26 protein-coding genes and 1 riboswitch are annotated in these 24,187 nt (G+C 55.1%); of the genes, 14 read left to right on the forward strand and 12 right to left on the reverse strand.

Translation table 11 applies throughout. The features are described 5' to 3' along the window. Window positions 1–78: 78 nt before the first annotated feature. The 7 genes from KHA84_RS06225 to KHA84_RS06255 form a co-directional block, all read right to left on the reverse strand. Window positions 79–837 carry an energy-coupling factor transporter transmembrane component T family protein gene (locus KHA84_RS06225; protein ID WP_213422665.1) on the reverse strand — a complete coding sequence of 253 codons (759 nt, stop codon included), beginning with the start codon at window positions 835–837 and terminating at the stop codon, window positions 79–81. Further along, window positions 818–2,245, reverse strand: coding sequence for an ABC transporter ATP-binding protein (locus KHA84_RS06230; protein WP_213422666.1), 1,428 nt, complete (start codon window positions 2,243–2,245; stop codon window positions 818–820). Before KHA84_RS06230 ends, KHA84_RS06225 begins: the two co-directional genes overlap by 20 nt. Further along, window positions 2,238–2,819, reverse strand: a complete 582-nt coding sequence (locus KHA84_RS06235) for an ECF transporter S component (protein WP_213422667.1) — start codon at window positions 2,817–2,819, stop codon at window positions 2,238–2,240. The genes KHA84_RS06230 and KHA84_RS06235 overlap by 8 nt, the downstream gene beginning before the upstream one ends. A gap of 1 nt (window position 2,820) precedes the next feature. Then, window positions 2,821–3,411 carry a YkoF family thiamine/hydroxymethylpyrimidine-binding protein gene (locus KHA84_RS06240; RefSeq protein WP_213422668.1) on the reverse strand — a complete coding sequence of 197 codons (591 nt, stop codon included), beginning with the start codon at window positions 3,409–3,411 and terminating at the stop codon, window positions 2,821–2,823. Window positions 3,412–3,506: 95 nt separating this feature from the next. After that, a riboswitch (TPP riboswitch) is annotated at window positions 3,507–3,611 on the reverse strand. Window positions 3,612–3,702: 91 nt separating this feature from the next. Next, window positions 3,703–4,683 carry an acetyl esterase gene (gene aes / locus KHA84_RS06245; RefSeq protein ID WP_213422669.1) on the reverse strand — a complete coding sequence of 327 codons (981 nt, stop codon included), beginning with the start codon at window positions 4,681–4,683 and terminating at the stop codon, window positions 3,703–3,705. Beyond that, complete coding sequence (locus tag KHA84_RS06250) at window positions 4,670–4,816, reverse strand: hypothetical protein (protein ID WP_213422670.1); 147 nt, start codon at window positions 4,814–4,816, stop codon at window positions 4,670–4,672. Before KHA84_RS06250 ends, aes begins: the two co-directional genes overlap by 14 nt. Before the next feature lies 1 nt (window position 4,817). Further along, on the reverse strand, window positions 4,818–6,404 hold the full coding sequence (locus tag KHA84_RS06255) for a BCCT family transporter (protein ID WP_213422671.1): 1,587 nt from the start codon (window positions 6,402–6,404) through the stop codon (window positions 4,818–4,820). 696 nt (window positions 6,405–7,100) lie between these two features. Here KHA84_RS06255 and KHA84_RS06260 point away from each other — a divergent pair. The 4 genes from KHA84_RS06260 (at window position 7,101) to KHA84_RS06275 (ending at window position 10,966) form a co-directional block, all read left to right on the forward strand. Then, window positions 7,101–8,096: a YopA family protein gene (locus tag KHA84_RS06260; protein WP_213422672.1), complete on the forward strand. Its 996-nt coding sequence runs from the start codon at window positions 7,101–7,103 to the stop codon at window positions 8,094–8,096. Further along, window positions 8,093–8,506 (forward strand): hypothetical protein, encoded by a 414-nt coding sequence (locus tag KHA84_RS06265; RefSeq protein ID WP_213422673.1) that lies wholly within the window; start codon window positions 8,093–8,095, stop codon window positions 8,504–8,506. The genes KHA84_RS06260 and KHA84_RS06265 overlap by 4 nt, the downstream gene beginning before the upstream one ends. A gap of 464 nt (window positions 8,507–8,970) precedes the next feature. Next, window positions 8,971–9,516 (forward strand): competence protein ComK, encoded by a 546-nt coding sequence (locus KHA84_RS06270; protein WP_213422674.1) that lies wholly within the window; start codon window positions 8,971–8,973, stop codon window positions 9,514–9,516. 259 nt (window positions 9,517–9,775) lie between these two features. Further along, entirely contained in the window at window positions 9,776–10,966 is a 1,191-nt protein-coding gene (locus tag KHA84_RS06275) for a M20 metallopeptidase family protein (RefSeq protein WP_213422675.1), read from the forward strand. Between the two features lie 38 nt (window positions 10,967–11,004). Here KHA84_RS06275 and KHA84_RS06280 read toward each other — a convergent pair whose 3' ends face one another. After that, window positions 11,005–11,175: a hypothetical protein gene (locus KHA84_RS06280; protein ID WP_213422676.1), complete on the reverse strand. Its 171-nt coding sequence runs from the start codon at window positions 11,173–11,175 to the stop codon at window positions 11,005–11,007. A 163-nt stretch (window positions 11,176–11,338) separates the two neighbouring features. Next, window positions 11,339–11,503, reverse strand: coding sequence for a hypothetical protein (locus tag KHA84_RS06285; protein WP_213422677.1), 165 nt, complete (start codon window positions 11,501–11,503; stop codon window positions 11,339–11,341). Window positions 11,504–11,630: 127 nt separating this feature from the next. On the opposite strand from KHA84_RS06285, the gene KHA84_RS15495 reads away from it, so the two are divergent. Beyond that, window positions 11,631–12,992, forward strand: a complete 1,362-nt coding sequence (locus KHA84_RS15495) for a YecA family protein (RefSeq protein ID WP_272875255.1) — start codon at window positions 11,631–11,633, stop codon at window positions 12,990–12,992. Window positions 12,993–13,295: 303 nt separating this feature from the next. Here KHA84_RS15495 and KHA84_RS06295 read toward each other — a convergent pair whose 3' ends face one another. Beyond that, window positions 13,296–14,291, reverse strand: a complete 996-nt coding sequence (locus tag KHA84_RS06295; protein WP_213422678.1) for a thermonuclease family protein — start codon at window positions 14,289–14,291, stop codon at window positions 13,296–13,298. A gap of 160 nt (window positions 14,292–14,451) precedes the next feature. Further along, window positions 14,452–15,009: a biotin transporter BioY gene (locus tag KHA84_RS06300; RefSeq protein ID WP_213422679.1), complete on the reverse strand. Its 558-nt coding sequence runs from the start codon at window positions 15,007–15,009 to the stop codon at window positions 14,452–14,454. A 158-nt stretch (window positions 15,010–15,167) separates the two neighbouring features. Here KHA84_RS06300 and KHA84_RS06305 point away from each other — a divergent pair, with 158 nt between their 5' ends. Then, a complete protein-coding gene (locus tag KHA84_RS06305; protein WP_213422680.1) occupies window positions 15,168–15,800 on the forward strand; it encodes a hypothetical protein in 633 nt (210 codons plus the stop codon). Window positions 15,801–15,905: 105 nt separating this feature from the next. On the opposite strand, the gene KHA84_RS06310 is transcribed toward KHA84_RS06305, so the two are convergent. After that, entirely contained in the window at window positions 15,906–16,817 is a 912-nt protein-coding gene (locus tag KHA84_RS06310; RefSeq protein ID WP_213422681.1) for a ketopantoate reductase family protein, read from the reverse strand. Window positions 16,818–16,994: 177 nt separating this feature from the next. On the opposite strand from KHA84_RS06310, the gene KHA84_RS06315 reads away from it, so the two are divergent. The 8 genes from KHA84_RS06315 to KHA84_RS06350 all read left to right on the forward strand — a co-directional run bounded on the left by KHA84_RS06315 (window position 16,995) and on the right by KHA84_RS06350 (window position 23,980). After that, on the forward strand, window positions 16,995–18,287 hold the full coding sequence (locus tag KHA84_RS06315; RefSeq protein WP_213422682.1) for a M20 family metallo-hydrolase: 1,293 nt from the start codon (window positions 16,995–16,997) through the stop codon (window positions 18,285–18,287). Between the two features lie 61 nt (window positions 18,288–18,348). Beyond that, window positions 18,349–18,558 carry a hypothetical protein gene (locus KHA84_RS06320; RefSeq protein ID WP_213422683.1) on the forward strand — a complete coding sequence of 70 codons (210 nt, stop codon included), beginning with the start codon at window positions 18,349–18,351 and terminating at the stop codon, window positions 18,556–18,558. Continuing rightward, window positions 18,555–19,337, forward strand: coding sequence for a putative hydro-lyase (locus tag KHA84_RS06325; RefSeq protein ID WP_213422684.1), 783 nt, complete (start codon window positions 18,555–18,557; stop codon window positions 19,335–19,337). The genes KHA84_RS06320 and KHA84_RS06325 overlap by 4 nt, the downstream gene beginning before the upstream one ends. A 294-nt stretch (window positions 19,338–19,631) precedes the next feature. Continuing rightward, window positions 19,632–20,150 carry a hypothetical protein gene (locus KHA84_RS06330; RefSeq protein ID WP_213422685.1) on the forward strand — a complete coding sequence of 173 codons (519 nt, stop codon included), beginning with the start codon at window positions 19,632–19,634 and terminating at the stop codon, window positions 20,148–20,150. Window positions 20,151–20,259: 109 nt separating this feature from the next. Then, entirely contained in the window at window positions 20,260–21,603 is a 1,344-nt protein-coding gene (locus KHA84_RS06335; protein ID WP_213422686.1) for an MATE family efflux transporter, read from the forward strand. A 5-nt stretch (window positions 21,604–21,608) separates the two neighbouring features. Further along, entirely contained in the window at window positions 21,609–22,241 is a 633-nt protein-coding gene (locus tag KHA84_RS06340; protein WP_213422687.1) for an HAD family hydrolase, read from the forward strand. Next, the gene (locus KHA84_RS06345) at window positions 22,238–22,651 is read left to right on the forward strand and encodes a PH domain-containing protein (RefSeq protein ID WP_213422688.1); all 414 of its coding nucleotides are present in this window, start codon (window positions 22,238–22,240) and stop codon (window positions 22,649–22,651) included. Before KHA84_RS06340 ends, KHA84_RS06345 begins: the two co-directional genes overlap by 4 nt. Before the next feature lie 129 nt (window positions 22,652–22,780). Beyond that, complete coding sequence (locus KHA84_RS06350; RefSeq protein ID WP_213422689.1) at window positions 22,781–23,980, forward strand: M20 family metallopeptidase; 1,200 nt, start codon at window positions 22,781–22,783, stop codon at window positions 23,978–23,980. Window positions 23,981–24,187: the final 207 nt, after the last annotated feature.

The following is a 24,187-nucleotide window of genomic DNA, read 5'->3' on the forward strand; positions in this document are numbered from 1 at the left end:
TCATAAAAGCGAAGGACGTTCAAGATGGCTTTGAACGTGCAGGTGACGAAGGCTGCGCTTCAGGCGCCGTTTCTGCTGTTAATTCCCAAGCAGGACGCCTCCTGCGCAGCTTGCAACGAGCACCGTCAAGAAAACACCGGCCAGCACATAGTCCCGTCCGCAAACTTGGACCGGCTGATAAAATTCCTTTCGCCGCTCCCCGGTGAAGCCCCTCGCTTCCATTGCGAAGGCTGCGCGTTCGGCTTTCCGGACGGCTCCGGCGAGCATCGGGATCAGCAACCTTCTTGTGCCGGCAAGCCGCTGCCACCAGTGCCGGTCCTGGCCGATGCCGCGCAGGCGCTGGGCCTGACGGATCTGGGTGAGTTCGTCTTTAAGGACGGGCAGGAACTGGTAGCCGACCATCGTGCCGTAGGCGATCTTCGGCGGGATTTTCAGCTGCTGCATGAGGCTCATGACGAAGGTGACCGGGTTTGTCGTGAAAGCGAACAGCAGCGAAAGTGTCGAGAAGGCCATGACCCGGAAAGTCAGTGACCAGGCATGTGCCCACTGCTTGTCGGTGACATCGATGCCGGCAAATGATCCGATCACTTCACCGCCGCTGTCCGCCCCGAAGACGAGTGTCGTCCAAAGGTAGCCGACCGCGCCGAGCGTAAAGGGCAGCATCATGAGCGCCCAAAGCTTCCAGTTGATCCGGCTCATCGTCACCTGCAGGACGAGGATTCCGAGCCAGAATAGGAGCGGTGTCCACGGATTGAAAAAGAAGGCCATCGTGAGCATCGAGACGGTCACGATGATGAACTTGACCGATGGGTTCATGTCATGCAAAAGCCGGCTCACGGCGGTCCGCTCCTTTCGGCGGGAGAAGGTGGTGTGCGTCCAGCAGTGCCGGATCCTCCCACACATTCTCCGCACTGAAATGCCCGGTCAGCCGGCCTTCTTTTATTAGAAGAATCGAGTCGGCAACGCCCTCTGCAAACTCCATGTCATGGGTGATGATCAGGAATGTGATGCCTTCCCGCGAACGCTCGTCAATCAAAGAAAACAGTTCCTGCAGGCCGGACGCGTCCTGTCCGGAAGTCGGCTCGTCCATGATAATGACCGGACGGTTGTCGGCGAGCATGGCACCGATTGCGACGCGGCGTTTTTGGCCGTGGCTGACCGAGAACGGATGGGCATCCCAGATAGGCTTCAGCTTCAGCCGTTTGGCGAGGTCGTCCAGCGTTTCTGTCGTGGCGAGGCCCGAGAAGGTCAGTTCGTCCCGGACGGAATTCGTGAGAAACAGGAATTCCGGCGACTGGGGGACGTAGCCGTTGCCGGGCGACCGGACGGTTCCTCCGTGTTTGTAAATGCCGCAAAGCGCCTTGGCGAGCGTTGATTTCCCGCTCCCGTTCGGCCCCGCGATAACAGCGATCTCTCCTTCACTAACTTCGAATGAAAGAGGGGCTAGTAGCTGTTTTCCGCCGATATCAACCGACAGGTCCGAAACAGAGAGGGCAGGTCTGCCGGTCATGCCGGAGGCGCGTTTTGGGAATGCAACCGGAGTTTTTGAATCGGCGGGATGATCCCCGATCATCTGTCCGTCTGGCCCAAGCGCAATCTCTCGTTCGAAGAATCCCTCCCACAGATCCAGCCGGTGCTCAACCGCGACAACCGTCAGGCCGGTCCGCTTCTGGAGCCCGTCCAGCCAACGGACAAAATTCCTGGCGGTCAGCGGGTCAAGGTGGGCGAGCGGCTCGTCCAGAAGAAGGACTTCCGGCTCCGCGATCAATGCGCAGGCGGTCGCGACCCGTTGCTTCTGGCCGCCGGACAGCGACTGGATGACCGAATGGCGGAATTCTGTGAGGCCGGTCATTGCCAGAACGTCTCCGATTTTTCGGTCCATATCGGAGCGGGGAACCCGAAGATTTTCCAGCGTGAAGGCAAGTTCCTCCTCGACGGTCGTCATGCAGAACTGTGAGTCCGGATCCTGGAAGACGGTCGCGATCAGCCGGTTGATCTCACCCGGCCGGTAGTCATCCGCCCGTTTCCCGAACAGCAGGATGTCTCCTTCGACGATGCCGTCGCAGTTAAGCGGATAAAGCCGGTTCAGCAGGTAAAGCAGGGTGCTTTTGCCGCAGCCGCTCGGCCCGCTGATGACGACCCGCTCGCCTCGTCGGATAGTGAACGTCAGACCGTTCAGCGTGTTTTCCTGGTCATCCGGAAAGCGGAATGAAACGTCAGCAAGTGAGACTACCGGTTTATGCACCGGCCCCACCCTGTTTCGTCCGCGAGATGGCATAACCGCGGAGCGCACCTGTGGCCAACAGTCCATCAGCGAGATATTTGCCGCCGATCCCGGCAATGATGGCACCGCTCAGCACGCGAAGTGTGAACATGAGAAGCACGAACGACGGATCGAGCGCGGCATAGCCCGAGACAAAGTAGCCGTACACAAAGCTGAACACCGCAGCACCGGCACCTGCAAGCATCATGACTGCCAGGTTAAAGTGGCGGTAGCGGGTTGCGGCAAATGCCGCTTCCGCGCCGAGGCCCTGAATGACCCCGGACAAAATCAGGCGCGGGCCGACCGCATTGCCGAGCATGACTTCGATGATTGCGGCAAGCGTTTCGGGAAGCAGCGCAGCTCCGGGTTTACGAATGATCGCCATCGCAAGGATGGAGACGATAAACCAGATGCCGAACATCCACTCATAGGCGATCGGCCCGATCAGCCCCGCCCAAATGTTGCCGAAGTGGACGGCGACAAGGTAAACGAGGCCGAAGACGACGCCGAACAGGGAGGCAAGCACGACTTCTTTGAGTTTCCAAGGCTGCCTCATGTCAATTCACCTCGTGGGACGGGCTGTTGATGCTCATCGAGACCGTCATGACGAGGTGGCGGTGTTCCTCGGTGCGGGCATGTGTGAACGTTTCCTCATAGAAGTCGAACACGTCATGGATATCTCCGTGGATTCCGCTTGCGTAATGCATCGACTCATTGAATACGCCGCGCTCCTTTGCGCGCTCCACTTCACGGTAGATGACCGACATGTAATCCGGGTTGTTCATCGGATACAGCGCAAACTGCGACGATACATACTGCTTGGTCGTGTCGTTGTTCAGCGGCTCATCTGGCTTGTCCAAGTACGCATCTCCCGCGGTGTCTCCCGGGCAGCCCGCGGAAAACGTCCCGTTCAGCGCCACATGCACGCCGGTTTTCGCAGCGTGGAGCGCCAGCGCCTTCGCCACGTTGAACACATGCACCTGCTTGCCGCGGATAACCGTCGACACATCATCCGTATGCATCCATAACGCAGATGTATCGACCTCCTCAAGCGCTCCTTTGATGACATCGATGAAATCATCGGTCATCGGGCTCAGCGTAAACCGGAACCCCACAATCGGACTGTTCCCACATTGCAGATCCTTCATTTCTAACATCCCCTTTCTGAAAATGAACACAAAAAAGCTGCACCCGTGAAGATGCAGCCGTGATTTCAGAAATGCCCATAAACAAAAAGGGCGCCATGAAACTCGCCGCACTTCCTCACGCAGGTCCTAACCTGATCGAGTTCAAAGGGATCGGAGCAGCGCTCTCATCTCAGCCCAAACGGGCACCCCCAGTGCAATGACGTATGCAGTTTTTCGTGCTTCGGGATGGCCCCGATATATCCAGTGTAGGGGATGGACATGCGATTGTAAAGACACCCGGAAAATACGGGCTCAGTTTTCCGGAACTTTGCACGGAACCGCAGACCCGTAAAACTTGGCGCCTCCCTGAATGGCTTTTAAAGCTTCAGGGACAAGACGGGAGTGATGCAGAAAGGCGTGGATCACGCCCCGGAATTCCTCCAGCTCCGCGTTGCAACCGTTGGCGGAAAGAATTTCGTAGAGCAGCTTGCTGTCATCCTGCAAAGGGTCCAGGTCCCCGTAAGCAATATAGCAAGGAGGCACAGCCTTGGTTAAATCGTTCGAGAAACAGTCAAAATACGGGGCGTCTTTGTTTTCACCCAGATACATCCTTGTATACTCCAGCAGGTCATCCCGGCTTAACCCGTCATAGTCTCCGCCGAGTAAGCGCATCGACTTTGAATCTGTCAGCCCAAAAGCGCCGTAGTATAGAAGCAGGCACCGCAAATAGGAAACATCGTTCGTTTGATCCCTTAAATAAAGCGCGGTACCCAACGATAAGTTGGCTCCGCCCGAATCTCCGGCAAGGGAAATGTCCTCTCCGTCAATTCCATACTCTTCCGCATGCTGCCTCAGCCATTCCACCATGAACGCACACTCTTCTATTTGCGTCGGATAGGGATACTCAGGAGCCAATCGGTAGTCGATCCCGATGACGACGGATCCCGTTTCCTCCATGAGCAGCCGCATGATTTTACTGTGTGTGTCCAGGTTGCCGACCACAAATCCGCCGCCGTGAATAAAGACGATAGCTCCATTACCGATCCGGTTTTCCGGATAATGAAAGCGGATCGGGAGGGGACCGTGCGGGCCTTCGACCTCCAGATCAATCGTTTTGGCCGGCTCGGGTCCGCCCTCGTTCCAAAACTCTCTTTCCTTCTCGTAATTCCGTCTCATTTCCTCGATGGAGGATCCGGTCGAAAAGGCATCTTCCACAAGTTCATTTTGTTTAAGCAAGGCCTGGTGCATTTCGGGCGTCATTTTATCAAAGACATTGATTTTATTGAACGCCATCATGGTTGTCTCCTTCTGGGGCAGTGCCTTTTTCAAGCAGCAACTTGAGGTTCCAGACGATAAACAGAAGCATGCCGACCTGTAATACCTTTTCTGCGATCAGTTCCCATCCGCTCAAATAATAAAGATCCATGTTAGATTCCTCCCTGCATTTGGTGTTTATCTTTTCTGATCTGCCTGATAAACCCGGTAGCCATCAGGATAAAGAAGAACAGATATGGATAGGACAAAGTGGTAGCCAGTGACTTTACGGCATTCAGGGCATCGTTTCCACCCAAAGTAGTTGCAAAAATACCAGTCAGGGCGATGACCGTGATAAGGATCACCCACACCGCACTTCTGACGGGGGCTGCCTCTTTGCCATCAGCATCTGTCATCCTGGCCAACGACAAAGCCGCACTTGTGATCGTAGTGGAAATGAACATGATCAACAAAATAATCGTTGCAATTGAGGTGAGCGTCGGCCAGGGCATCGTCTGAAGGATCGCGAAGAACGTCATATCGGGACTTTCCATTGCGTGCTTTGCGATTTGTTCAGTGCCTAATATAGCGTCTAGCAGGGCAATCCCGCCAAACGCGGCGTGCCAGATCAGCATGAACAAGACCGGTATGGTCATGGTTGCGAAAGCGAATTGCCGGATTGTTCGTCCTTTTGAAATGGAGGCGATGAATACGCCCATGAAAGGCGTCCATGAAATCCACCACATATTATTGGAGACATCCCATGTGGTCGAATAGGTCGGATCAGCGCTGAAGAGGAACATTTCAAAGTTCCTCGGGAGAAGCTGGTCAATATAGGTCCCGAGAAGCTGGACAACCTGACTTAAGATATAGCGGGTCGGGCCGAAAAGGATCGCAAACAGCAAAATGGCAATGGCCAGATAGACGTTCCAATCGCCCAATACTTGCATGCCCTTGCCGACTTTCTTCGTTGTTGCGGCGAACAGACAGACAATCAGCAAAATCGCCAAGACTGCATAAGGCAACATCGCTTGAAAGGCCCCGCCGATATCGGCAACCTGGTTCATCCCCGTGGCGATCTGGACACTGCCCAGTCCCATCGTGGCCGCAATCGTCATGCCCGAGCAGACAATAGCCAACACATTCATCGAATATTTGGTGGCAGGCACCCATTTGCGCTTCCCGAAACTCGTTTCAATGACATCTCCAGGCAAGTAACGGATATTGTGCTTTGAAACAAAATAGGCCATGATCAGTCCGGCAACACTGAAGATTGCCCATACTGAGATGCCCCAATGGTAAAGCGCCGTCCCCATCGCTTCCCTGGCGGCCACCATCGTATTGGGAGCCTCAGTGCTGCCCGGGGACAGATAATAAGCATAAAGAGGTTCGTTGACACCAAAGTAAATAATCCCGATGCCGATCGAAGAGGTAAACAACATCGCCAGCCAGGAAAAAAGACTATATTCCGGCTTTGTATCCTTCCCGCCAATGACAATGGTCCCGTACTTGGAAATCCCAAGTGCCAATAACAGCCCCATACATAAAACAGGAATCATCATTGCAACCCAACCGTACTGTGCTGCGAATAATGACTGAAGAAACGTCATGATCTTGGCAAGTGCACTTGGGCTAACCAAAGAAAAGATGGAAAAAAGCGCTGTGATTGAAGCTGAAACGATGAACATGGCAGTGAATATTTTTGGCTTGCCTTTCACTTTCTCTATGACTTTCTGCTTTACAATGATCTCTCCGGACATGCTCTCATCTCCTTAATAGGTAGCGGTTTAGTAGAAGTGCACGGTTCTGGCAAATGCTCAACACGATTAATCAACTGAAGTTTATGTATGTGGCGGGCTAACCTCCCCAATCAGCATTCCTGCTTCTATGAAATGCAAGAATTGTGCCACACAACAAGTTGATTATCTTTCATTAATTATCAGACTAATTAGATGCTTTACCGGTGGTGAATGAGTTGCGTTTGACTCAAAATAAGTGTGAAAGTAATCGGTTTTGACTCAGATGACTTTGTGGTGGTTTATGGAATGTGGGGTCAAAGCACTGGATTTTGGCAATATTTGTTGCCCTTGGGCCCGCTTTGCTGACGGCATTTTTCCAAGAACCAGGTCCTCTGATGCGAGACAGGAAGCATGCTGTCGATTCGGCGCGTTTCATGTGGAAATTATTCGAATTATTCGGTCTTTAGTTCTATATTTTCATAGGAAAGCGAATGCTATGATTAAAAAAATAAATGGGAAATTTATCATGGGTAAATGGCGGCGGCCGAGGGGCTGTCCCAAGTGGTCGGACAGGGTCGCAACTTGGGTTTAAAGGAATACAGGAAGCTGCTTGAACTGGAGTTTGTTCGACAGGGCCTGCCTGATTATGCTCAGGGGTGCTGCAACAGCCGGAAGATCACGGATCACAGTTAAAGAATGGAGAGGGGACTACCGGAAATGAATGTGGAATCGGCTCGTCGGAGGCAAGCAATACGGCTATCCGGAATAGAGGAATGGAATCCGGCGGGTGTGGAGGATGCATTGGTCTCCCCGCTCAGAATGAACTTTGTCAACCAGGCGGTGAATCTGTATTCGGGCGAGTTTTCGCTGGAAGATGGTCCGGACGTGTTTCAGCTTCATGGACAAGTTACGCTTAAATGGTATCCGGAAATGAAGATTGAGTGGGTCGGGAACCTGGCCGATATCGGGATTCCTGCTGAGAAAGCGGGCAATCTGTTGGTGGAATCTGTTTTCCGCACGTTCCGGATCAAGACACCGACCGGTTTTCAGGGAGAAGCGTTCATTAACCGCTTTAACATGGAACGGGCCGAGTTGGCAGGGTCCGTCAAGGAATCATTCAGCCAGCCATTCCGGCCGGCCGAGCGCGTACATTTCTCTGTCGTGAACTTTTACGGGACAGCCGGTGAACCGATCCGATATCTGAATTCCATTTACAGGGGAAGGCTTCGGGCCCGTTACGGGGCGTATAGGCTCACATTCGATCAGGTCCATAACTACGATGAAATGTATCGCAGTCTGGATGAACTGGGCGGTTACGGGGTGACACACGCGGGCCTGATTGAACGGACGGACAGGCAGCCGGCCGACCCGAAGACGATCAATGAACTGATCGAGGCGCTGAATTGGGTCCTGTCCTTTAACGCGGGCCGGTCCGTCGGCATTTGCAGCATCCATGGCAATGACACACATGGGGGCGTGTTCAAACAGTACCGGATGCCGGCAGTCGACAGTTGGAGAAACGAGGCCAACTGGTGTCCCGGAGTTGAGAATGACCCGGAGGACAAACTGGGGCGCCTGGTGGAAAGCGTGATGGAAAAATTCACGATTCCACATTGGCAACAGACGTTGCCGCGGCTTCTGCAGTGGTATCTCAGTGCAAAAACGGCGGGCTTCATGGAAAACCGGCTTGTGTCTGTTCATGCCGCATTGTGAAGCTTGCATGGAAAGTGCTTGTCGAGGAAAAAAAGATCCTATCCGCGCAGGAGTTCGAACGATTTCCGGTTGATATGCAGATCCGTCGGCTTCTCCAGTTCTGCGCCATCCCGACAGCCTTCCCGCGGCACACAATCCGTGTCGGCGGCTACGCGGACGGTCCGCAGCTGATTGCCGCGTATTATAAGGAAACGCTCCATGCGAACCGACGCAATCTCCAGGCCCTGAGCGACCGGGACAAGGAGGCCATCCTCCAGCTCGGCATCCAGTACCTTGAACTTGCGCTCCTTCATTTGATGGGGTACACCGGCCAATACAACAACTTGTTGGTCGGCGGTGAACGCTCCGGCAGACTGGAGACGGTTCCATGGATAAAGAGGCCGGAGAACAGTACGGTAAAGCAAAGCTGAGATTTCTGGAGAAATGAGAGATGAGATGCAAACAGCGGCGGGGACGGCGGTGCGCGACAAGCGACCGACGTCCTCGCTTTTGCCGTGATCAGGCCTGATTAACACTCGCGCAGGTTTTCTTAACTCTCATACGCGAACACCTGGCTTAGGACCTATTTTCTGATTCCCATTCTACGTTTTGCTGGGCCTCGGCGACAATATTTAGCAATAATCAACTTAAATTGTCAAAATAGATAGACTTTTATACCGTCTTATACTTATAATGGAGTTACAAAGGGAATTATCGCTCATTTATTCCAATCATTTGGATTTTTGTGGGTCATTTACTTCCTTGTCAGTCTGGTTTCCCTTTTATTTGAAGGGTGTGAGGTGAGGGATGGGACGGGTGAGTGGCGGCAAGTAAAGGGCATTGGGCATTTCAAGAGAAGAAAGCGGGGAAAAATGAGATCAAAGGGGATGGGGGCATGAGAACGACAATGTTCTTGATAGGACAGGAAACGATGGGAATTGTTCCGGAGTATGACGCTTTTGGCGACCTGCACGCCAAAGTGCTGCTGCCGGAGGAGTACATCACGGTCGGGGAAAGCCCGACACAACTGATTGACCGCACGCTGCGGATGCAAGGGACCAGCTTCCGTGGCGCGCGTGACGGCGCCAATTACATCCTGTCGAGAACGCATAACACGCCTGTCCGCATCGAGGGGGAAGAAACGATTATCCTTTTCCCGACCACTTCGCCGTCGCGCGAAGACTGCACTTGGTTCGCCCTGCATCACATTGACTGCTACGAGGCGGTTGGGAAGGGGAAAACTTGCGTGACGCTCACGAACGGCCATACCGTCACGTTGCCCGTCAGCAAATTCAGCTTCCACAACCAGTTCCAGAAAGCCCTCCGGTTCAAATACCAGCTTGTCGAGCGCCGGACTGTCCGGATGTTCCTCGTCCGGGAACCGAAGAAACGATATCATCTCATGAAGCGGGACGGTGGCAGAAACTTTGAAGACTCCTGACTGCCGGCGGTTTTAGGAAGAAAAGAGAAGCATGCACCCGGGAAAGGGGGCATGCTTTCTCTTGTGGGGTAAAGTGCGGTTGAAACGTACTTCAACCCGCCACTCTATAGCGAACCGACTTATCAAAGTCGCTCTTCTTCGAAGCCCCTTATGGCGGATACAAGAGTAGTCGGTATTCAAATACATACCTCTTTCCTGATTCGGGTAATGGAAGACTATCGGGAAAGTCGACCCAACCCACTACGGAACGGAGGATTCGATGGAACTGAAACAATTGGTGCTGGAGATACAAGACGAGATGATCCGGATCCGGAGGCATATCCATGCCCATCCGGAGCTGAGCCATGAGGAATACGAGACGACCCGGTTCGTGAAGGAACAATTGAAAGACACGTCGATCGAGTGGCAGGAGCTCGAGCTTGAGACGGGCGCTGTCGGGCTGATGCACGGAAAGGCCGGAGACGGGCCCGTCCTGATGCTGCGGGCAGACCTGGACGCGCTGCCGCTCATGGAAGAATCCGGTGTCGAGTTCGCGTCTGAAAAGCCGAATGTCATGCACGCATGCGGCCATGACATTCATACGACTGTGCTGATCGGAGCGGCAAAGGTGCTGGAGCGACTGAGGGACGACTGGAAAGGCACGATCAAGTTCGTTTTCCAGCCATCCGAAGAAAAAGCAGGCGGTGCTTCCGAACTGATCAAGGCGGGCGTGCTCGAAAATCCGAAGCCCGACCACGCGGTGTGCCTCCACACATGGCCGTCGACCGAAGCCGGGAAAATCGGCATCCGCCCCGGCCCGATGACGGCAGCGAATGATACGTTCCACGTGGCGGTCAAGGGCACCGGCGGACACGGGGCCCACCCGGAAAAAGCCGTTGACCCTGTACCGGTCGCGGGTGACGTCGTAGACCTGTTCCAGCGCATCATCTCCAGGAACCTGTCGCCTTTCGACCCGGCTGTCATCACTGCGGGCCAGATTGACGGCGGTTCGGCGGACAATGTCATTGCAACCGATGTGAAAGTGTCGGGAACTGTGCGCACACTCAGCCACACAACCCGCGACTACATCAAAAAGCGCATGAGGGAAATCGCCCACCACGTTGCCGCGGCTTCCAATGCGGAGGCGGAAGTTGAATTCAAGGGTGCTGGCTGCCCGCCGGTCATCAACGATCCGCATCTGACCGGCCTGCTCGAACAGTCGCTGAAAGAGCGAATCGGCCAGGGCAACATCGACTACCTGAAAGAACCGTCGACGGGCAGCGAGGACTTCGCCTATTACCTGGAACAGATACCGGGCATGCTGTTCCGCCTCGGCACGAGGAACGACAAAGACAGCCGCACGCACCTGTCGCTCCACAATCCGGGCATCGTCTTTGACGAGAGGGCCATTCCGACGGGGATGATCGCCATGAGCGGATTTGCGATGGATTATTTGAATGGGGTTCATTAAATGAGAAAGCCGGCCACGGGGGCCGGCTTTTCTGGTGATCAATTATTCTTGCTTTGAGCGTTGAAAGCAGCGCTGAAGATTATGGAGAAGGCGATTGCGAATAAGATTCCGAATGCCAGGCTGTCAAATGCGGTCCCCATTAAAATTCCGAGTGCAAGGCCGATGATGATTCCGGCCCAGTTGATAGGGAAATGTGGTTTTACTTCCATCACCGATCACTCCTTTGATGTTTTACGGCATAGGAGATGAAAAGGGTTCACATGTGATTAAGCGGTGAGCCCCTATGACCTGGCCTTAGACCAGTAAACCGATTACTGCTGGGCACAGCTAAACCCGCCAGCCAAGTGTTGCCGGGTCATTACCTGCGGCGATTTAATCATCCCCGTTCTGCTCATCTCCATTGCTTCCGAACACCATGGAAAAGATGATGGCAATCCCTGCACCGACGGCGAGGCTATCCATGGCGATGCCAATTCCCAGGCCGAGCAGGGCACCGAGAAATATTCCGGGGGCGTTGGTTTTCCTGAATTTGTCCATGGGGCTTCTCCTTCCGTACGGGGTTTCTTCCATTTTCTCATAGAAGCAGGGAAGAGGGAATGATTGAAGTCGTCCGGCCGATCCGCGTTATAATGGGAGAAATGAATGGATGAAAGGGGTGCGGCGGATGGACAAGCAGAGACTGGTGGATTATGTAGGAGCGGCAACCAATTTATATGGTGTTGTGCCTTACGAAAAAGTGGCCGAGATTTATACGGAGCAGACCGGTGACCGGGTAAGCGGTAAAGAGGTGCGGAAGCTGGCCCGGGAGTCTGAAGAACTGCTTGACCGGATGTTCGTCTGGGCGGAGGCCGAATTCCTGGCGCACGATGTGATTATGCAGGAAGGCGAAGCGGAGCTGTATCTTGAGGCGACAAAAGGAAAGGCGTTTTATGTGCCGCAGGCAGAGGAACTGCTTCGGTATTTGGACGACAATTACATCGAAATGACGGCGCAGGCAAAGGCGTTGGAGACGTTCGCGAGGAAGCGGCTGGGATTCAATGACGAGAAAATCTCTGAGCTGATGGGAAGGATCCGGTCTGCCGCAAATCAAGCAGAAGGCGATGCGTTTCAGAATCTGATTCATTATCTGCAAGCCGGGGGTTATCCCGCGAAACTGGACCCGGACGACTTTGAAGACCTGATGCGCTACGCCGCCCATATGTTCAACCACGTCCGTAGCTGGTCGCACCGCGGCCATACGCCGTATGAGATGGGGGAGGAGATTCTCCTCGGGATGCCCCGGCCTGAGCTGGAGGGTGATGTACAGGAGAAAGTCGACTACATCCTGGCGCTGACCCACCTGTGGGGAATCGCCCCGGTCACGAAAGTTCGGGAAGTGTTTAACCAGCAAAACGGAACGGCGCTTGCGGACTCTGATTTTGCAGCGGTGCTGAAAGATCCGTCGGCCGCCGAGTGGCTCGACCGCGGATTCGTCCATGTGAAAGGGGACCGGTTTATCCACGAAGACTTGCTGGACCCGGAACAATATGAGTACTACTCCAAGCAGGCAAACGGCAAGCCGTATCATGTGCCGGGCAAGGAAGCGCTCATGCTGTATGTAGATGCCGACCATTACGAGAAAACAGCCGAGCTCGCCGCATTCCGGCAGTTTGCCGAGCGCAAGCTGTTCCGCGGGGAGGAGACGCGCGCCATCAACTGGGTCGACTACGCCCAGTACCTCGCCGCATCCAACACGCCGCCGGCACAGGCGATGGGCCTCTTGCTGGACGACGAAGGCATCGTGTTTGACGACGACAAGCAGGCGAACGAACTGATCGGCCTGTTCTTCGACATGGTGAATGCGACCCGGATGTGGGAAAACCGCGGACACACGCCGAATGAGCTGAGGGGAAGCGGAACGCTGAATGTGCTGTCGGTTGGAGCGGCAACGGGAGGCGGACAGCCCATTATTTCCGAGAAGGCCGGACGGAACGATCCCTGTCCGTGCGGGAGCGGGAAGAAGTATAAGAAGTGCTGCGGGAAGTGAGTGGAGGTGGGAGAGTGAGAGTATGTGGGCCGGCGGTTCGATAACACTCGAAAGCGGTTGCGTAACACTCAGGAGCGGTTTCGTAACATTCAGGGAGGCTATCGTAACATTCGTGGGCGGTTGCGTAACATTCGCGTTGGCTATCGTAACTTTCAGAGCCCGTTACGTAACATTCAAGCACCGAATCGTAACACTCAGCGAAAGCCAGATCAGGTTATTCGCGCTGTCCATCTCGTCACTCGGCTTTCCTCATTCGCAGAAAATCCCCCTGCAGGCTTGCGGCCTGCAGGGGGATTGCTCATTTTATCTTTCACACGCGTAATTATCTTTGTCACGGTCCATCTTCGATTGGTAGGCAGGATGGCCGGCAGGGACGCCGTCCGGGTATTTCTTTCTCAGCTCGGTACAGTTTTGGAACCATTCCGTGGTCGTGCCACTTTTGGCGTTCGGGTCGCCGTCGTAGTTTGAATTGCCGGACGCTGCGCCTCCGCTGGATGTCGCTGCGCCTCCGCCGGAAGAGGAACCGCCTGTTGAAGCGGGTGCACTTGCGGCAGTACTTTGCTGTTCGGCGGCAGCTGCTTCGAATCCGGAGTCGGTCGCGTAGTCTTCGATTGACCAGATGCCGATTTTCTTCTTTTTGGCTTCCGCTTCGGCTTCTTCAAACGGCGTGAGGTGGCGGGTATTCGGCGGGTAGACGTATCCGACGCGGGCGAGACCTTCCCGTAGCAGGGTTTCCTGGACACTCTTGCCGTTTACATATACGTAAGCGAGCAACCGGCCGTATTTGTCGGTCCGGTCGCCGATGTCAAATTCAATCGAGAGTTCGCCGCTGTTGACGAGTTCGCGGTTACGCTCTTTTGCCTGGTCGCCGAACGGCTGCTTTCCGAGGCGGGGGTGGTTCGTTTCCGGTGTGTCGATCAGGAGGTAGCGGACATTTTCCTCCTGCCCGTTGTAGCGGACCTTGATCGTGTCGCCGTCAATCGTCTTGACGAGTTCGACAGGAATATGGGCGGTCGTGCCGCCGGTTTCGGTCGGTTTTTTGGCCGGCTTGGTTTCTTCGGCGGCAGGCTGTTCTGCCGGTTTTTCTTCTGGTTGCTCTTCCGGTTTGTTTTTTTCCTCAGCAGGCTCTTCTGCAGTGGTTTCTTCAGCTTTCTTTTCAGGCTCAGACGATTCTTCTGTTTGAACCTTTTCCGTATCTTCTTCCACAACTGCCTCGTCCACCGCCGTTCCACAGCCGGTGAGGAAGAGGATGAGGGCGGTGAGGATGAGGGCCGGAAGCTTCATGATGCGTAAATCCATGGGATGGGTTCCTTCTTTCTTGGTAAATATTCCAAACTTATTTATAGACTAAACCTGGAAGAAAGTAAAGTGGATAAATAGTTGCCGGATACGTTTATATCATTGGTCAAGTGGAATGCACGTAATAAGGGAGCCGCAGATTCTCTGCGACTCCCTTTAATTAAACTCCAGGCACTGCAATTCTTGCTGAGGCAAGGCGGTTGCGGACGGCGATGCCAATCCAGGCAGCGAGGCCGGCTTTGATGAAGCCGACTGGGATGAACGGGATAAATCCTCCCGCGAATGCGGCTGGCCAAGTCAGTCCCGCAGCGACTTTCAGCCAAGCCGTACCGATGAAGAGCGTCACGAACATGCCGATGACGTTCGCAATGAGTGCCTGTTTGAAGGTGAAACTCGTCTTTTCAAGGTAATAGCCCATGATGAACGCAGCCGGGATAAATCCGAACAGGAAGCCTCCGGTCGGGCCGAACAGGCTGCCGAGGCCGCTCCCCATTTCGGCATAGACCGGCACCCCGATGGCGCCGAGGCAAAGATAGATGATAACAGAAAGCGTGCCGTACTTGGACCCGAGAATTGTGGCGGCAAGGCCGATGGCAAGCGTCTGGCCCGTGATCGGTACAAGCGGCAACTGCACAACGACCTGTGCCAGGATGCCAATGATCGCCGCGAACAGTGCGGAGACGATCATCATCGATAGATTTGAACGTGATTGAAGCATGAAACATTTCCCCTTCCCCTATAGGGTTAACCTATTTGATGAATATAGTTAACTAAATATAGTCTAACGGTTGACACGAATCCCGTAAAGACTGTTTTAAGAAGAGTAGATCTGGCGAATTCGAATCAGCAGATCGCAATTAAAAGGAGGTCTGTATGATGAAACATCCATACAAAAAACTCGTTCTATCCATCGCAGCCACAGGCACCATGCTGGGAATGGGGACAGGCCTTGCTGCATCCGCAGCCGACGTGCATGCGGGCACGAATCATCTTTCCAAGGTAAATGAGGTTCCAGCCTTTATAGAGGGAGAGGTGACCAATTCTCACCAAGCACTAGCGCTCATGACGGCTGATAAAAAAGTAATGAGTGAAGAAGAATCGGTCATGCCGGCGTCGTTTTACTCGGACTTGCAACAGGGCAAGGTTGCGGGTGCTGTGGTGCAAATTGGTTCCGACCTGTCCGACCTAAAAGCGAAAGCCGGCGAAGCTGAAGCTGAATACGACTTTGAAGGCGGCCTCCGGCATGTCTACGGGAATTACGCGTACGGGGTTCCTTATATGGCACCTGAGCCGCACGGGGAACCTGTGACAACAGTGACCTATCATTTTAAAGAAAAGCCGACAGTCGAGGAAGTCCTGCGCCACATCGAATCTGCGGAAAAAGTCGAAGATGGAATGGACTTCAAATATCTCTGGTATGCCGACGAGGATTACGAGCTGTTCTTTGAATATCAAGCGGGGACAGACAAAATTGACAATGTCACGGTGAAATGGAATTACGATAGCTGATAAAAAAGACGCGCTCCGGAGGGGGCGCGTCTTTGTGGTTTTCAGTTGTGGGAAAGGGAGGAACCCACGGCTTCCTGGATAATTAGAACAGCCGGTTTGGCCATGTCACATTTTCTCCAGGATCCGAATGAGTTTGAGCAGGTGTTCGTTTTCCGGTACGGGCACGCCGTATTTCTCCCCGAGTTCGACCATCTTGCCGGCCATGTATTCGACTTCGGTCTTTCTCCCATGCTCGATATCTTGCAGCATGCTCGTCTTGCCTTCCGGCGAGAGGCTGTCCAGGACAGGGCGGAAGCGGGCGATGTCACGGTCATTCAGGCCGACGCCTGCCGCCTGGGATACTTGGACGACTTCATTCATGACTTCCTCCATCCAGCTTCTTGCGCTGTGAATCGTCTGGAAAATGCCGTATGGAGCACGGAGCACCGAGGAGGTCTGGTTGACCCCGACGTTGATCATGAACTTCCACCACATTTCGCGCCAGATGTCGTCCGGAATCTCGTAAGGGACGTCTGACTCGCGGAAGAGTTGCTCGACAGCGGCTTCCGCTTCCGGGTATTCTCCGGCGCGAGTGCCGAATGTGATCCGGCCGAGTTTGGAGTAGCGGATGTCGCGGCCGTCCCGCTGCGCATCAATGCCGACGCACATGGCGTAGAGAACCGGATTGTCCGGGAACGCCGCCTTCAACTCTTCTTCGCTGGAGATGCCGTTCAGGAGCGGAAGAAGGATCGTTTCCGGTCCGACAAACGGGCGGACACAGTCAATCGCTTCATCCAGCTGATCGTTTTTCACGCCGAATAAAATCAGGTCGGATGGCACCGCCGTTCCGGTCAGCGGCTTGTAGCGGAATCGGGTATCACGGCCGTTGATGCGGATGCCGAGTTCCTTGTACCGGGTGATCCGGCCTTCATCGGCCAAGACGAAGAAATCATTTTTAAGATGCTTCTGCAGTCGTTCGGCATAGGCAGCCCCGATGGCGCCAAGCCCAATCAGGGCGGCTGTCCGGATGTTCGTCATGGTGTCGTCCCCTTTCTTTCTATTAGTGAAAAGTTTATCATAGAAACGGAGTCAATAGACTGTAAATTCGTTTTTATCCGTCACTTCGGACAGACACCGGATACGGCGAGTGTTAAAAAGCACGCCTCGAATTTGAGAATTGGGCGTAGGCTTCGGAAATAGAAAGGGGATCTCAGGATGGAACAATCAGTAAAAGAGCGGCTGCTTGACGGTTACGACCGGGGGTATGATCGGAACGGGGTAAGCGGTGAACGGCTGGCGGAACGGTTGGCAACACTTGCGTCGATCGGAAAGACGGCGGATGGCGGAGTCGACCGTCCCGGTTTTTCGGAGGAAGAAAAGCGGGCGAAGCAACAGGTGATGGAATGGATGCGAGGTGCCGGGATGGCTGTCCGGAATGACGGTGCCGGCAATGTGATCGGCCGGCTGAACGGTGAGGCGGGTGGCCCCGCATTTGTCACGGGGTCGCATCTCGACTCAGTGCCGAGCGGCGGCAATTTTGACGGGCCGCTCGGGGTGCTGTCTTCGCTTGAGGTGGTTGAAGCCTGGAAAGAGACGGGATATGTGCCGCCGGTGCCCGTGGAAGTGGTGGTCTTTTCCGAGGAGGAGGGTTCCCGGTTCGGGACCGGCGTCATGGGCAGCCGGGCGATGATGGGCAAAATCGGAGACGGCGAACTGGATAGTCTCATGGATTTTGCCGGACGGACGTTCCGCGAGGTGATCGGGTCGTACGGCAGCACCCCGGAAGAATTTCTGGCAGCCGCACGTCGTCCGGAAGAGATCGGGTTTTATACGGAGCTCCATATCGAGCAGGGGAAACTGCTGGAGCAGGCGGGCCTTCCGGCAGGGATCGTCAAGGGCATTGCAGGGCTTGCCGGCCTTCATATCATTTTCCGTGGAGAAGCGGGACATGCCGGCAACACGCCGATGATCGGGCGCCGCGATCCGCTTGTGGCTGCGGGCCGGTTTGTCTATGAAGTGAGCGCGCTTCCGTCCGAAATCAGTGACACGGCGGTCGCAACCGTCGGCAAGCTGACTGTCTCCCCGAACGGCTCGAATGTCATCCCGGGGCAGGTGGAATTGACCGTCGACATCCGGGACCTCGTTAAAGAAAAGCGGGACGCGCTCGTCCTGAAGGTCCGCGAGATCGCGGAGCGCTGTGCGCAGGAACAGGATGTCGAAATCACCGTCAGCCAATTATCGTCGGTTGATCCGGCTCCGGTAAGTGACGAGATCCGCAATGAACTCCGAGACGTGTTCACGGAAGCAGGAATCGAACCGATGGAACTGATGAGCGGGGCCGGGCACGACGCCATGAACTTCGCCCCGATGGCGATGATTTTCGTCCGCAGCCAAGGCGGCATCAGCCACAATCCGGCGGAATGGACGGATTTGGGCGATTGCGTGACCGGCGTTCACCTGCTGAAGCGGTTTGCGGAAAAGCGGATGGAGCAAATGGTAAGTGGTTGATATCCGGGTGAAAGTGGCTGATATCCTGGCTGAAATGACCGATATGGAAAGGTAGATGAGGATGAAGCGGTTTCTGATGTGGTTGACCGCCGCCGCGGTTGCGCTGGTTGTGGCTGAATGGATCCAGGGCTTGATGCTGACGGCCGTCTATCAACCGGAGGGCGGCAGTATCGAAATGGTCATGTGGGTCCGGCTCGGCATCTCGGCGCTGTGCGTGACGGGCGTTTATCTCCTGGTTGACGGATTGAAACGAAAGGGAGTGAGGGCATGAGGAATTTGACACCGGAGTCCTTCAGGGAACAGGTGCGGAGCGGGGCTTATACCGGTCCGACTGCCGGGGTGTGCGACGGGTTCGTGCAGGCGAATCTGGCCATTTTACCTAAGGAGGATGCATTCGAGTTTCTCCTGTTCTGCCAGCGCAATCCGAAGTCGTGCCCGCTGATCGACGTGACCGACATCGGTTCGCCGGTTCCTGCCGCATCTGCGCCGGGTGCCGATCTCCGGACGGATATTCCGAAATACCGGGTGTACCGGAACGGGGAATTGACCGATGAGCCGGCCGATCTGAATGAATATTGGACGGACGACATGGTCGCCTTCCTGATCGGCTGCAGCTTCACATTCGAGGAAGCGCTGATCCGCAACGGGATTCCGATGCGGCACCATGAAGAGGGTGTGAATGTCCCGATGTATCGGACATCGGTTGAGACCGTTCCGGCCGGGAAGTTCTCGGGCCCCATGGTCGTCTCGATGCGGCCGATGGGCGCGGGCGACGTGGTCCGCGCTGTCCAGGTGACAAGCCGGTTCCCGTCGGTCCATGGCGCCCCGGTACATATTGGAACGCCGGAGGAAATCGGAATCCGGGACATCGCGAAACCGGACTTTGGCGACGCGGTCACGGTCCGCGAAGGAGAAACGCCGGTGTTCTGGGCGTGCGGCGTCACCCCTCAGTCCGTCGCGATGCATACCAAGCCCTCGCTCATGATCACCCATGCGCCGGGCCATATGTTCGTAACAGACCTGAAAAGTGAACAGCTCGGGGTGATTTGAGTGAGAGGTCTCCCGAGTTTGATGGCGAAAAGGGAATGATTGCTTGCGGAAAAGTGGAAGCATCCGGGGGTTCGTGCGAATTTCAGAAGTTCGCTTGCGAAAAGTTGAAGGCTTCCGAAGTGTGCGTGCCATTACGAAAAAACCGTAAAAAAGCCAATGCATCCAAGTACGCTGAATGCATTGGCTTTTCCATTTCATACCTGCCCGACCCGCGCCTCCCTGATCCCCCTGAAACCTCCTCCCGCCCCCATCCGTACCATTCACTAAAGACCCATCAGGATTGGACGTGTTTTTATGAACATCATCTTCGCGACGCTCGGCATCTGGATCATCGCATCCCTTTCCATCTTCTCGTTTATCCGGCGAAGCGAGCGGCAGGATCCGGAGGGGAAGGGGCCAGGAATTATCGCGATCACTTCGGTGCTGCTTGCGCTTCCGGTCGCGGCGGTGATGGGCGGGATTTTGTTTGCGCTGGCCGGTTCGGTGCAGGTGGTCGGTTGGCTGTTTGATCTGGAGATGAGCCCCGGAAGAGTGGGGATTTTCGCTATTGCGTTGCTCGTTTATCTGTTTTCCGCCGATAGCCTGATCGAGCTGTTTCTGAAGTCTGTGATGGGCAAGTCGGTGGCGGGGAAATGGGTGCTGCTCTTTACACGGGTGCTCGCTTTTTACGGAATCGGCCTGCTTGTCGGCGCGGAGGGGCAGACCGCCTTGCCGGTCGCGGCCGGGCTGGCGGTGATGCTGCTCGTGATGGAAGTCTTGTTCCGTCTGTTGAAGAAGAGCGGAGAGGGTTCTGTCAGGAAGGACCGGCGCTAAGGAGATTTCGCCCGGCCGTTGCGCATTCCAGGCCGGCACAACTGCCTCTGCCCCGCTAACTCGGCTATAATGGATAGCATCATCAAGTTAGAAAAAGGGGGGCGGCGGGATGGCGACGACTCAACAGGATTTTACACAGGGGCCGCTTGCCCGGCAGATGTTTTCCTTTGCCTGGCCGATCCTGCTGGCGAACCTGCTCCAGGTGTCGTATCAGCTGATCGATACGCTGTGGGTGGGGAACCTGATCGGGGCGGATGCGCTCGGGGCGGTGTCGATTTCTGCGACGGTGCTGTTCACGGTGCTGTCATTTGTGCTTGGCCTGAACAATGCGGCGCTTACGATTCTCTCTCAGCAGAAAGGACGCAAAAGTGAAGAAGGGCTGAAGCGGTATCTGAATGCGTTTGTCGTGCTGATGTCGATCATGTCGCTCACCCTCGGCATCGTCGGGATTTTCATCGCCGAACCGGTGCTCCGGCTGCTTGGCACGCCGGATGTGATGCTGCCGATGGCGACGGCGTATCTGCAGATCAACTTCACGGGGCTCCTATTTTTATTTGGCTATAACTTCAACACGACTGTTCTCAGGTCGGTCGGGGATTCCAAGACGCCGCTTTATTTTGTCGCGACGGCGGTCGTGCTGAATGCGGTGTTGGATCCGCTGTTCATCTCCGGGTTCAACTGGGGCATCGAAGGCGCGGCTTATGCGACCGTGCTGTCGCAGGTTCTGTCGTTTGTGGCTGGGCTCATTTACATACTCCGTAAACGTCTCGTGCCGTTTACGATGCCGACCGTTCCGAAGTCGCGGGAGGTCAAAGATATCTTAAAGCTCGGCATTCCGGCAGGGCTTCAGATGAGCGTCATCTCGGCTGGTGTCATGGCGATCATGAGTGTCGTCGCATCATTCGGCCCGGGGGTTGTCGCCGGGTACGGGGCGGCCTGGCGGCTCGACAGCCTGATCATGCTGCCTGCGCAGGCGCTCGGGACGGCTGTGAACTCGATGGCCGGCCAGAATATCGGCGCTGGCAAATGGGACCGTGTCTCGCGCATCACAAAGTACGGGTTTATCTTTAACCTCGGTGCCATGCTTTTTATGGCGACGCTGCTGTTCCTGCTTGCCGAGCCGGCGGTCAAACTGTTTATCCGGGAGCCGGAGGCGGTTGAATTCGGCACGGCTTATCTGAGGACGATCGCGTTCTTTTATCCGTTTCTTGGCATCAATTTCATTCTGAATGGGGCCGTCCGGGCGGCTGGGGCGATGTTCCAGGTGCTGGTCCTGAACATCATATCGTTCTGGGTGCTCAGGTATCCGCTCGTCTGGCTGTTTTCCGAATGGTTCGGCCGGGGGGGAATCGCTTTTGGCATGGGAACGAGCTTCATTATCAGCAGTGTGATCGCATTTCTTTATTACCGTTACGGGAAATGGAGAGAAATCAAGGCAATTTCTGAGGAGTGAGCGTAATGGCAGTGGATGGAATCATTTTCGACTTGGACGGGACGTTGTGGGATTCCCGAAAGGCGGTCGCGGAGTCGTGGACGAAGGTGGTGCAGGATCGCCTTGACGCAAAGCGCGAGATCACGGCAGAGGATCTGACGGGACTGATGGGCCTGCAGCTGCCGGAAATCGGCGACCGGCTGTTCCCGGACCTGGATACGGATGAACGGAAAAAACTGATGGATGAATGCTGCGTATATGAGAACGATTATGTCGCGGAAAAAGGCGGTGTGCTGTATCCCAAGCTGGAAGAAGTGTTGGAGCAGCTGTCCCAAACCTATCCGCTTTACATCGTCAGCAACTGCCAGGACGGCTACATCGAGGCGTTTTTTGAAGCGCACGGGCTCGGCAAGTATTTCAAAGACTATGAAAATCCGGGGCGGACGGGCCTCCCGAAAAGCGGCAACATCCAGCTGGTGGTCGGCCGAAACCAACTGGAACATGCGGTCTATGTCGGGGACACAAAAGGCGACGAGGACGCGGCAATGCTTGCCGGCGTGCCGTTTATCTGGGCGGCCTATGGATTCGGGCAGCCGGAAAATCCGGACTGCCGGATTGATTCACTCTCGGAACTGCCGGGGCTGGTGGAGCGGCTTTGAGATTCAGGGCCGGACGGGATGTGTGGATCGGCAGTGTAATCTGGGGAAGCATCGCCTTTCTCCTCTGGGGTCTCGCCGACACGGTGTCTGACGGAGACCTGGTCGGCGCAGTGATTGTCGGGGGAGTGATTTTACTCCTGTTGTCGATCTGGTTCCGGACATCCTATGAAATCAAAGACGGGCGTTTATTCATCACTTCCGGCCCGTATTACAAGTCGATCCCGATCGACCGTATCACATCGGTCCGGAAGACGGCCAACCCGTTCTCCTCACCGTCGCTGACCATCCGGAAGCTGGAGATCCAGTTCGGCACACACGGTGTCGTCTCGGTCGGCCCGGAAGACCGGGACGAACTGATCAAGGCACTCCGGAAAGTGAATCCGGATATTAAAGAGTTAGGGAATCAATAAACCAACAGACGTGACGCGGACAGGCGGCGTCTTTTTTTAATTGCTGCAGATACCCGGGAGTTTTTCGCAACAAGCCTAGGGGAATGATAAATGGCAGAGTCCCAACATCCATAGTTCGGAGGCGATGAGATGCTTTTGGATCAAGTCCTGGAAAGACTGGATAAGAAAAAGGAACGGATCATCGAAATCCGGCGCTATCTGCATGAGCATCCGGAGCTGTCCTTCCAGGAGGAAAAAACGGCCGAGTACATCCGCAACTTCTACACGGATGTGCCCGTGGACCATATTGAAACGAACGTTGGCGGGCAACGGGGCATCGTGGTCACCATCAACGGCGCGAAGCCGGGGAAAACCATTGCGATCCGGGCGGACTTTGATGCGTTGCCGATCAAGGAGGAGACGGGGCAGCCGTTCGCTTCGAAGAACGACGGCGTCATGCATGCCTGCGGTCATGATGGCCATACAGCCTACATGCTGGTGCTTGCCGAAACGCTGGCCGAGTTCAAGGACCAGCTGAAGGGAACCATCCGTGTCATTCACCAGCCCGCCGAGGAAATGCCGCCCGGCGGTGCCATCGCCATGATCAAAGCGGGGGTTCTGGAAGGGGTGGACGCCATCCTCGGCATCCATGTCATGGCCCAAATGGAAACAGGGAAAGTGTATTACCGGAGCGGAAACACCCAAACCGGCAGATCCTATTTCAAACTCGTATTGCAGGGCAAAGGCGGACACGGCTCTTCGCCCCATCTGGCTAACGATGCAATCGTCGCCGCAAGTTCCTTTGTCATGAACCTGCAGACCATCGTGAGCCGCCGGATTAACCCGTTTGATGTGGCATCGGTCACGATCGGAAACCTGGACGGCAAAGGGACGTTCAATGTCATCAAGGATTCCGTCACGATTGAAGGGGACGTCCGGGCGATGTCCGATGAAACGAGGGAGATTGTCGAACGTGAGGTGCGGGCGTTTACGGAAGGCCTGGAGAGGTCATTCCACGTGACGTGCGACCTCGATTACAAAAACGATTATCCGGTTTTATATAACGACCCGGAAGTCACCGAAAGGGTCCGGCAGTCGCTTGAGCATGCCCAGATCACGGAAGTGGAAGCGGTTCTTGAAACCCCTCCGCAGCCCCCTTCGGAAGACTTCGCGTATTATCTGAAACAAGTACCGGGGTGCTTCTTCTATGTCGGAGCGTCACCGGAGACAGGCGAGGCGTACCCGCATCATCATCCGAAGTTCAATATCGATGAAAAGAGCCTGATCATCAGCGCAAAGTCGATGGCGGCGGCTGTGTTGTCCTATTGCGGCGGCAGTGGAAATGAATAAGGCTGTGCAGTGGAATGGAGTACGGGCCTTCTTTTGACCGGAATGGGATTTGCTTAACACTCGAGACGGTTTGCTTAACATTCGCCCGCCCGGATACATGATTCAACAACTCTTTGGGTATGGATAAAGACGATGTTACATAGGAGGGTGACCATGGACAGACAATCTGTACATCCGATGAACCCGGCCATGCCGGTCCGGGCCACG

This window comes from Bhargavaea massiliensis, from assembly GCF_018390575.1.
GTDB lineage: Bacteria > Bacillota > Bacilli > Bacillales_A > Planococcaceae > Bhargavaea > Bhargavaea massiliensis.

Excerpts from the sequence above, each read along its gene's own strand:
- KHA84_RS06235 (WP_213422667.1), bottom strand. The coding sequence starts at position 2,819 with ATGAGGCAGCCTTGGAAACTCAAAGAAGTCGTGCTTGCCTCCCTGTTC.
- KHA84_RS06240 (WP_213422668.1), bottom strand. The coding sequence starts at position 3,411 with ATGAAGGATCTGCAATGTGGGAACAGTCCGATTGTGGGGTTCCGGTTT.
- aes (WP_213422669.1), bottom strand. The coding sequence starts at position 4,683 with ATGGCGTTCAATAAAATCAATGTCTTTGATAAAATGACGCCCGAAATG.
- KHA84_RS06250 (WP_213422670.1), bottom strand. The coding sequence starts at position 4,816 with ATGGATCTTTATTATTTGAGCGGATGGGAACTGATCGCAGAAAAGGTA.
- KHA84_RS06255 (WP_213422671.1), bottom strand. The coding sequence starts at position 6,404 with ATGTCCGGAGAGATCATTGTAAAGCAGAAAGTCATAGAGAAAGTGAAA.
- KHA84_RS06260 (WP_213422672.1), top strand. The coding sequence starts at position 7,101 with ATGAATGTGGAATCGGCTCGTCGGAGGCAAGCAATACGGCTATCCGGA.
- KHA84_RS06270 (WP_213422674.1), top strand. The coding sequence starts at position 8,971 with ATGAGAACGACAATGTTCTTGATAGGACAGGAAACGATGGGAATTGTT.
- KHA84_RS06275 (WP_213422675.1), top strand. The coding sequence starts at position 9,776 with ATGGAACTGAAACAATTGGTGCTGGAGATACAAGACGAGATGATCCGG.
- KHA84_RS06280 (WP_213422676.1), bottom strand. The coding sequence starts at position 11,175 with ATGGAAGTAAAACCACATTTCCCTATCAACTGGGCCGGAATCATCATC.
- KHA84_RS06285 (WP_213422677.1), bottom strand. The coding sequence starts at position 11,503 with ATGGACAAATTCAGGAAAACCAACGCCCCCGGAATATTTCTCGGTGCC.
- KHA84_RS15495 (WP_272875255.1), top strand. The coding sequence starts at position 11,631 with ATGGACAAGCAGAGACTGGTGGATTATGTAGGAGCGGCAACCAATTTA.
- KHA84_RS06295 (WP_213422678.1), bottom strand. The coding sequence starts at position 14,291 with ATGGATTTACGCATCATGAAGCTTCCGGCCCTCATCCTCACCGCCCTC.
- KHA84_RS06300 (WP_213422679.1), bottom strand. The coding sequence starts at position 15,009 with ATGCTTCAATCACGTTCAAATCTATCGATGATGATCGTCTCCGCACTG.
- KHA84_RS06305 (WP_213422680.1), top strand. The coding sequence starts at position 15,168 with ATGAAACATCCATACAAAAAACTCGTTCTATCCATCGCAGCCACAGGC.
- KHA84_RS06310 (WP_213422681.1), bottom strand. The coding sequence starts at position 16,817 with ATGACGAACATCCGGACAGCCGCCCTGATTGGGCTTGGCGCCATCGGG.
- KHA84_RS06315 (WP_213422682.1), top strand. The coding sequence starts at position 16,995 with ATGGAACAATCAGTAAAAGAGCGGCTGCTTGACGGTTACGACCGGGGG.
- KHA84_RS06320 (WP_213422683.1), top strand. The coding sequence starts at position 18,349 with ATGAAGCGGTTTCTGATGTGGTTGACCGCCGCCGCGGTTGCGCTGGTT.
- KHA84_RS06325 (WP_213422684.1), top strand. The coding sequence starts at position 18,555 with ATGAGGAATTTGACACCGGAGTCCTTCAGGGAACAGGTGCGGAGCGGG.
- KHA84_RS06330 (WP_213422685.1), top strand. The coding sequence starts at position 19,632 with ATGAACATCATCTTCGCGACGCTCGGCATCTGGATCATCGCATCCCTT.
- KHA84_RS06335 (WP_213422686.1), top strand. The coding sequence starts at position 20,260 with ATGGCGACGACTCAACAGGATTTTACACAGGGGCCGCTTGCCCGGCAG.
- KHA84_RS06340 (WP_213422687.1), top strand. The coding sequence starts at position 21,609 with ATGGCAGTGGATGGAATCATTTTCGACTTGGACGGGACGTTGTGGGAT.
- KHA84_RS06350 (WP_213422689.1), top strand. The coding sequence starts at position 22,781 with ATGCTTTTGGATCAAGTCCTGGAAAGACTGGATAAGAAAAAGGAACGG.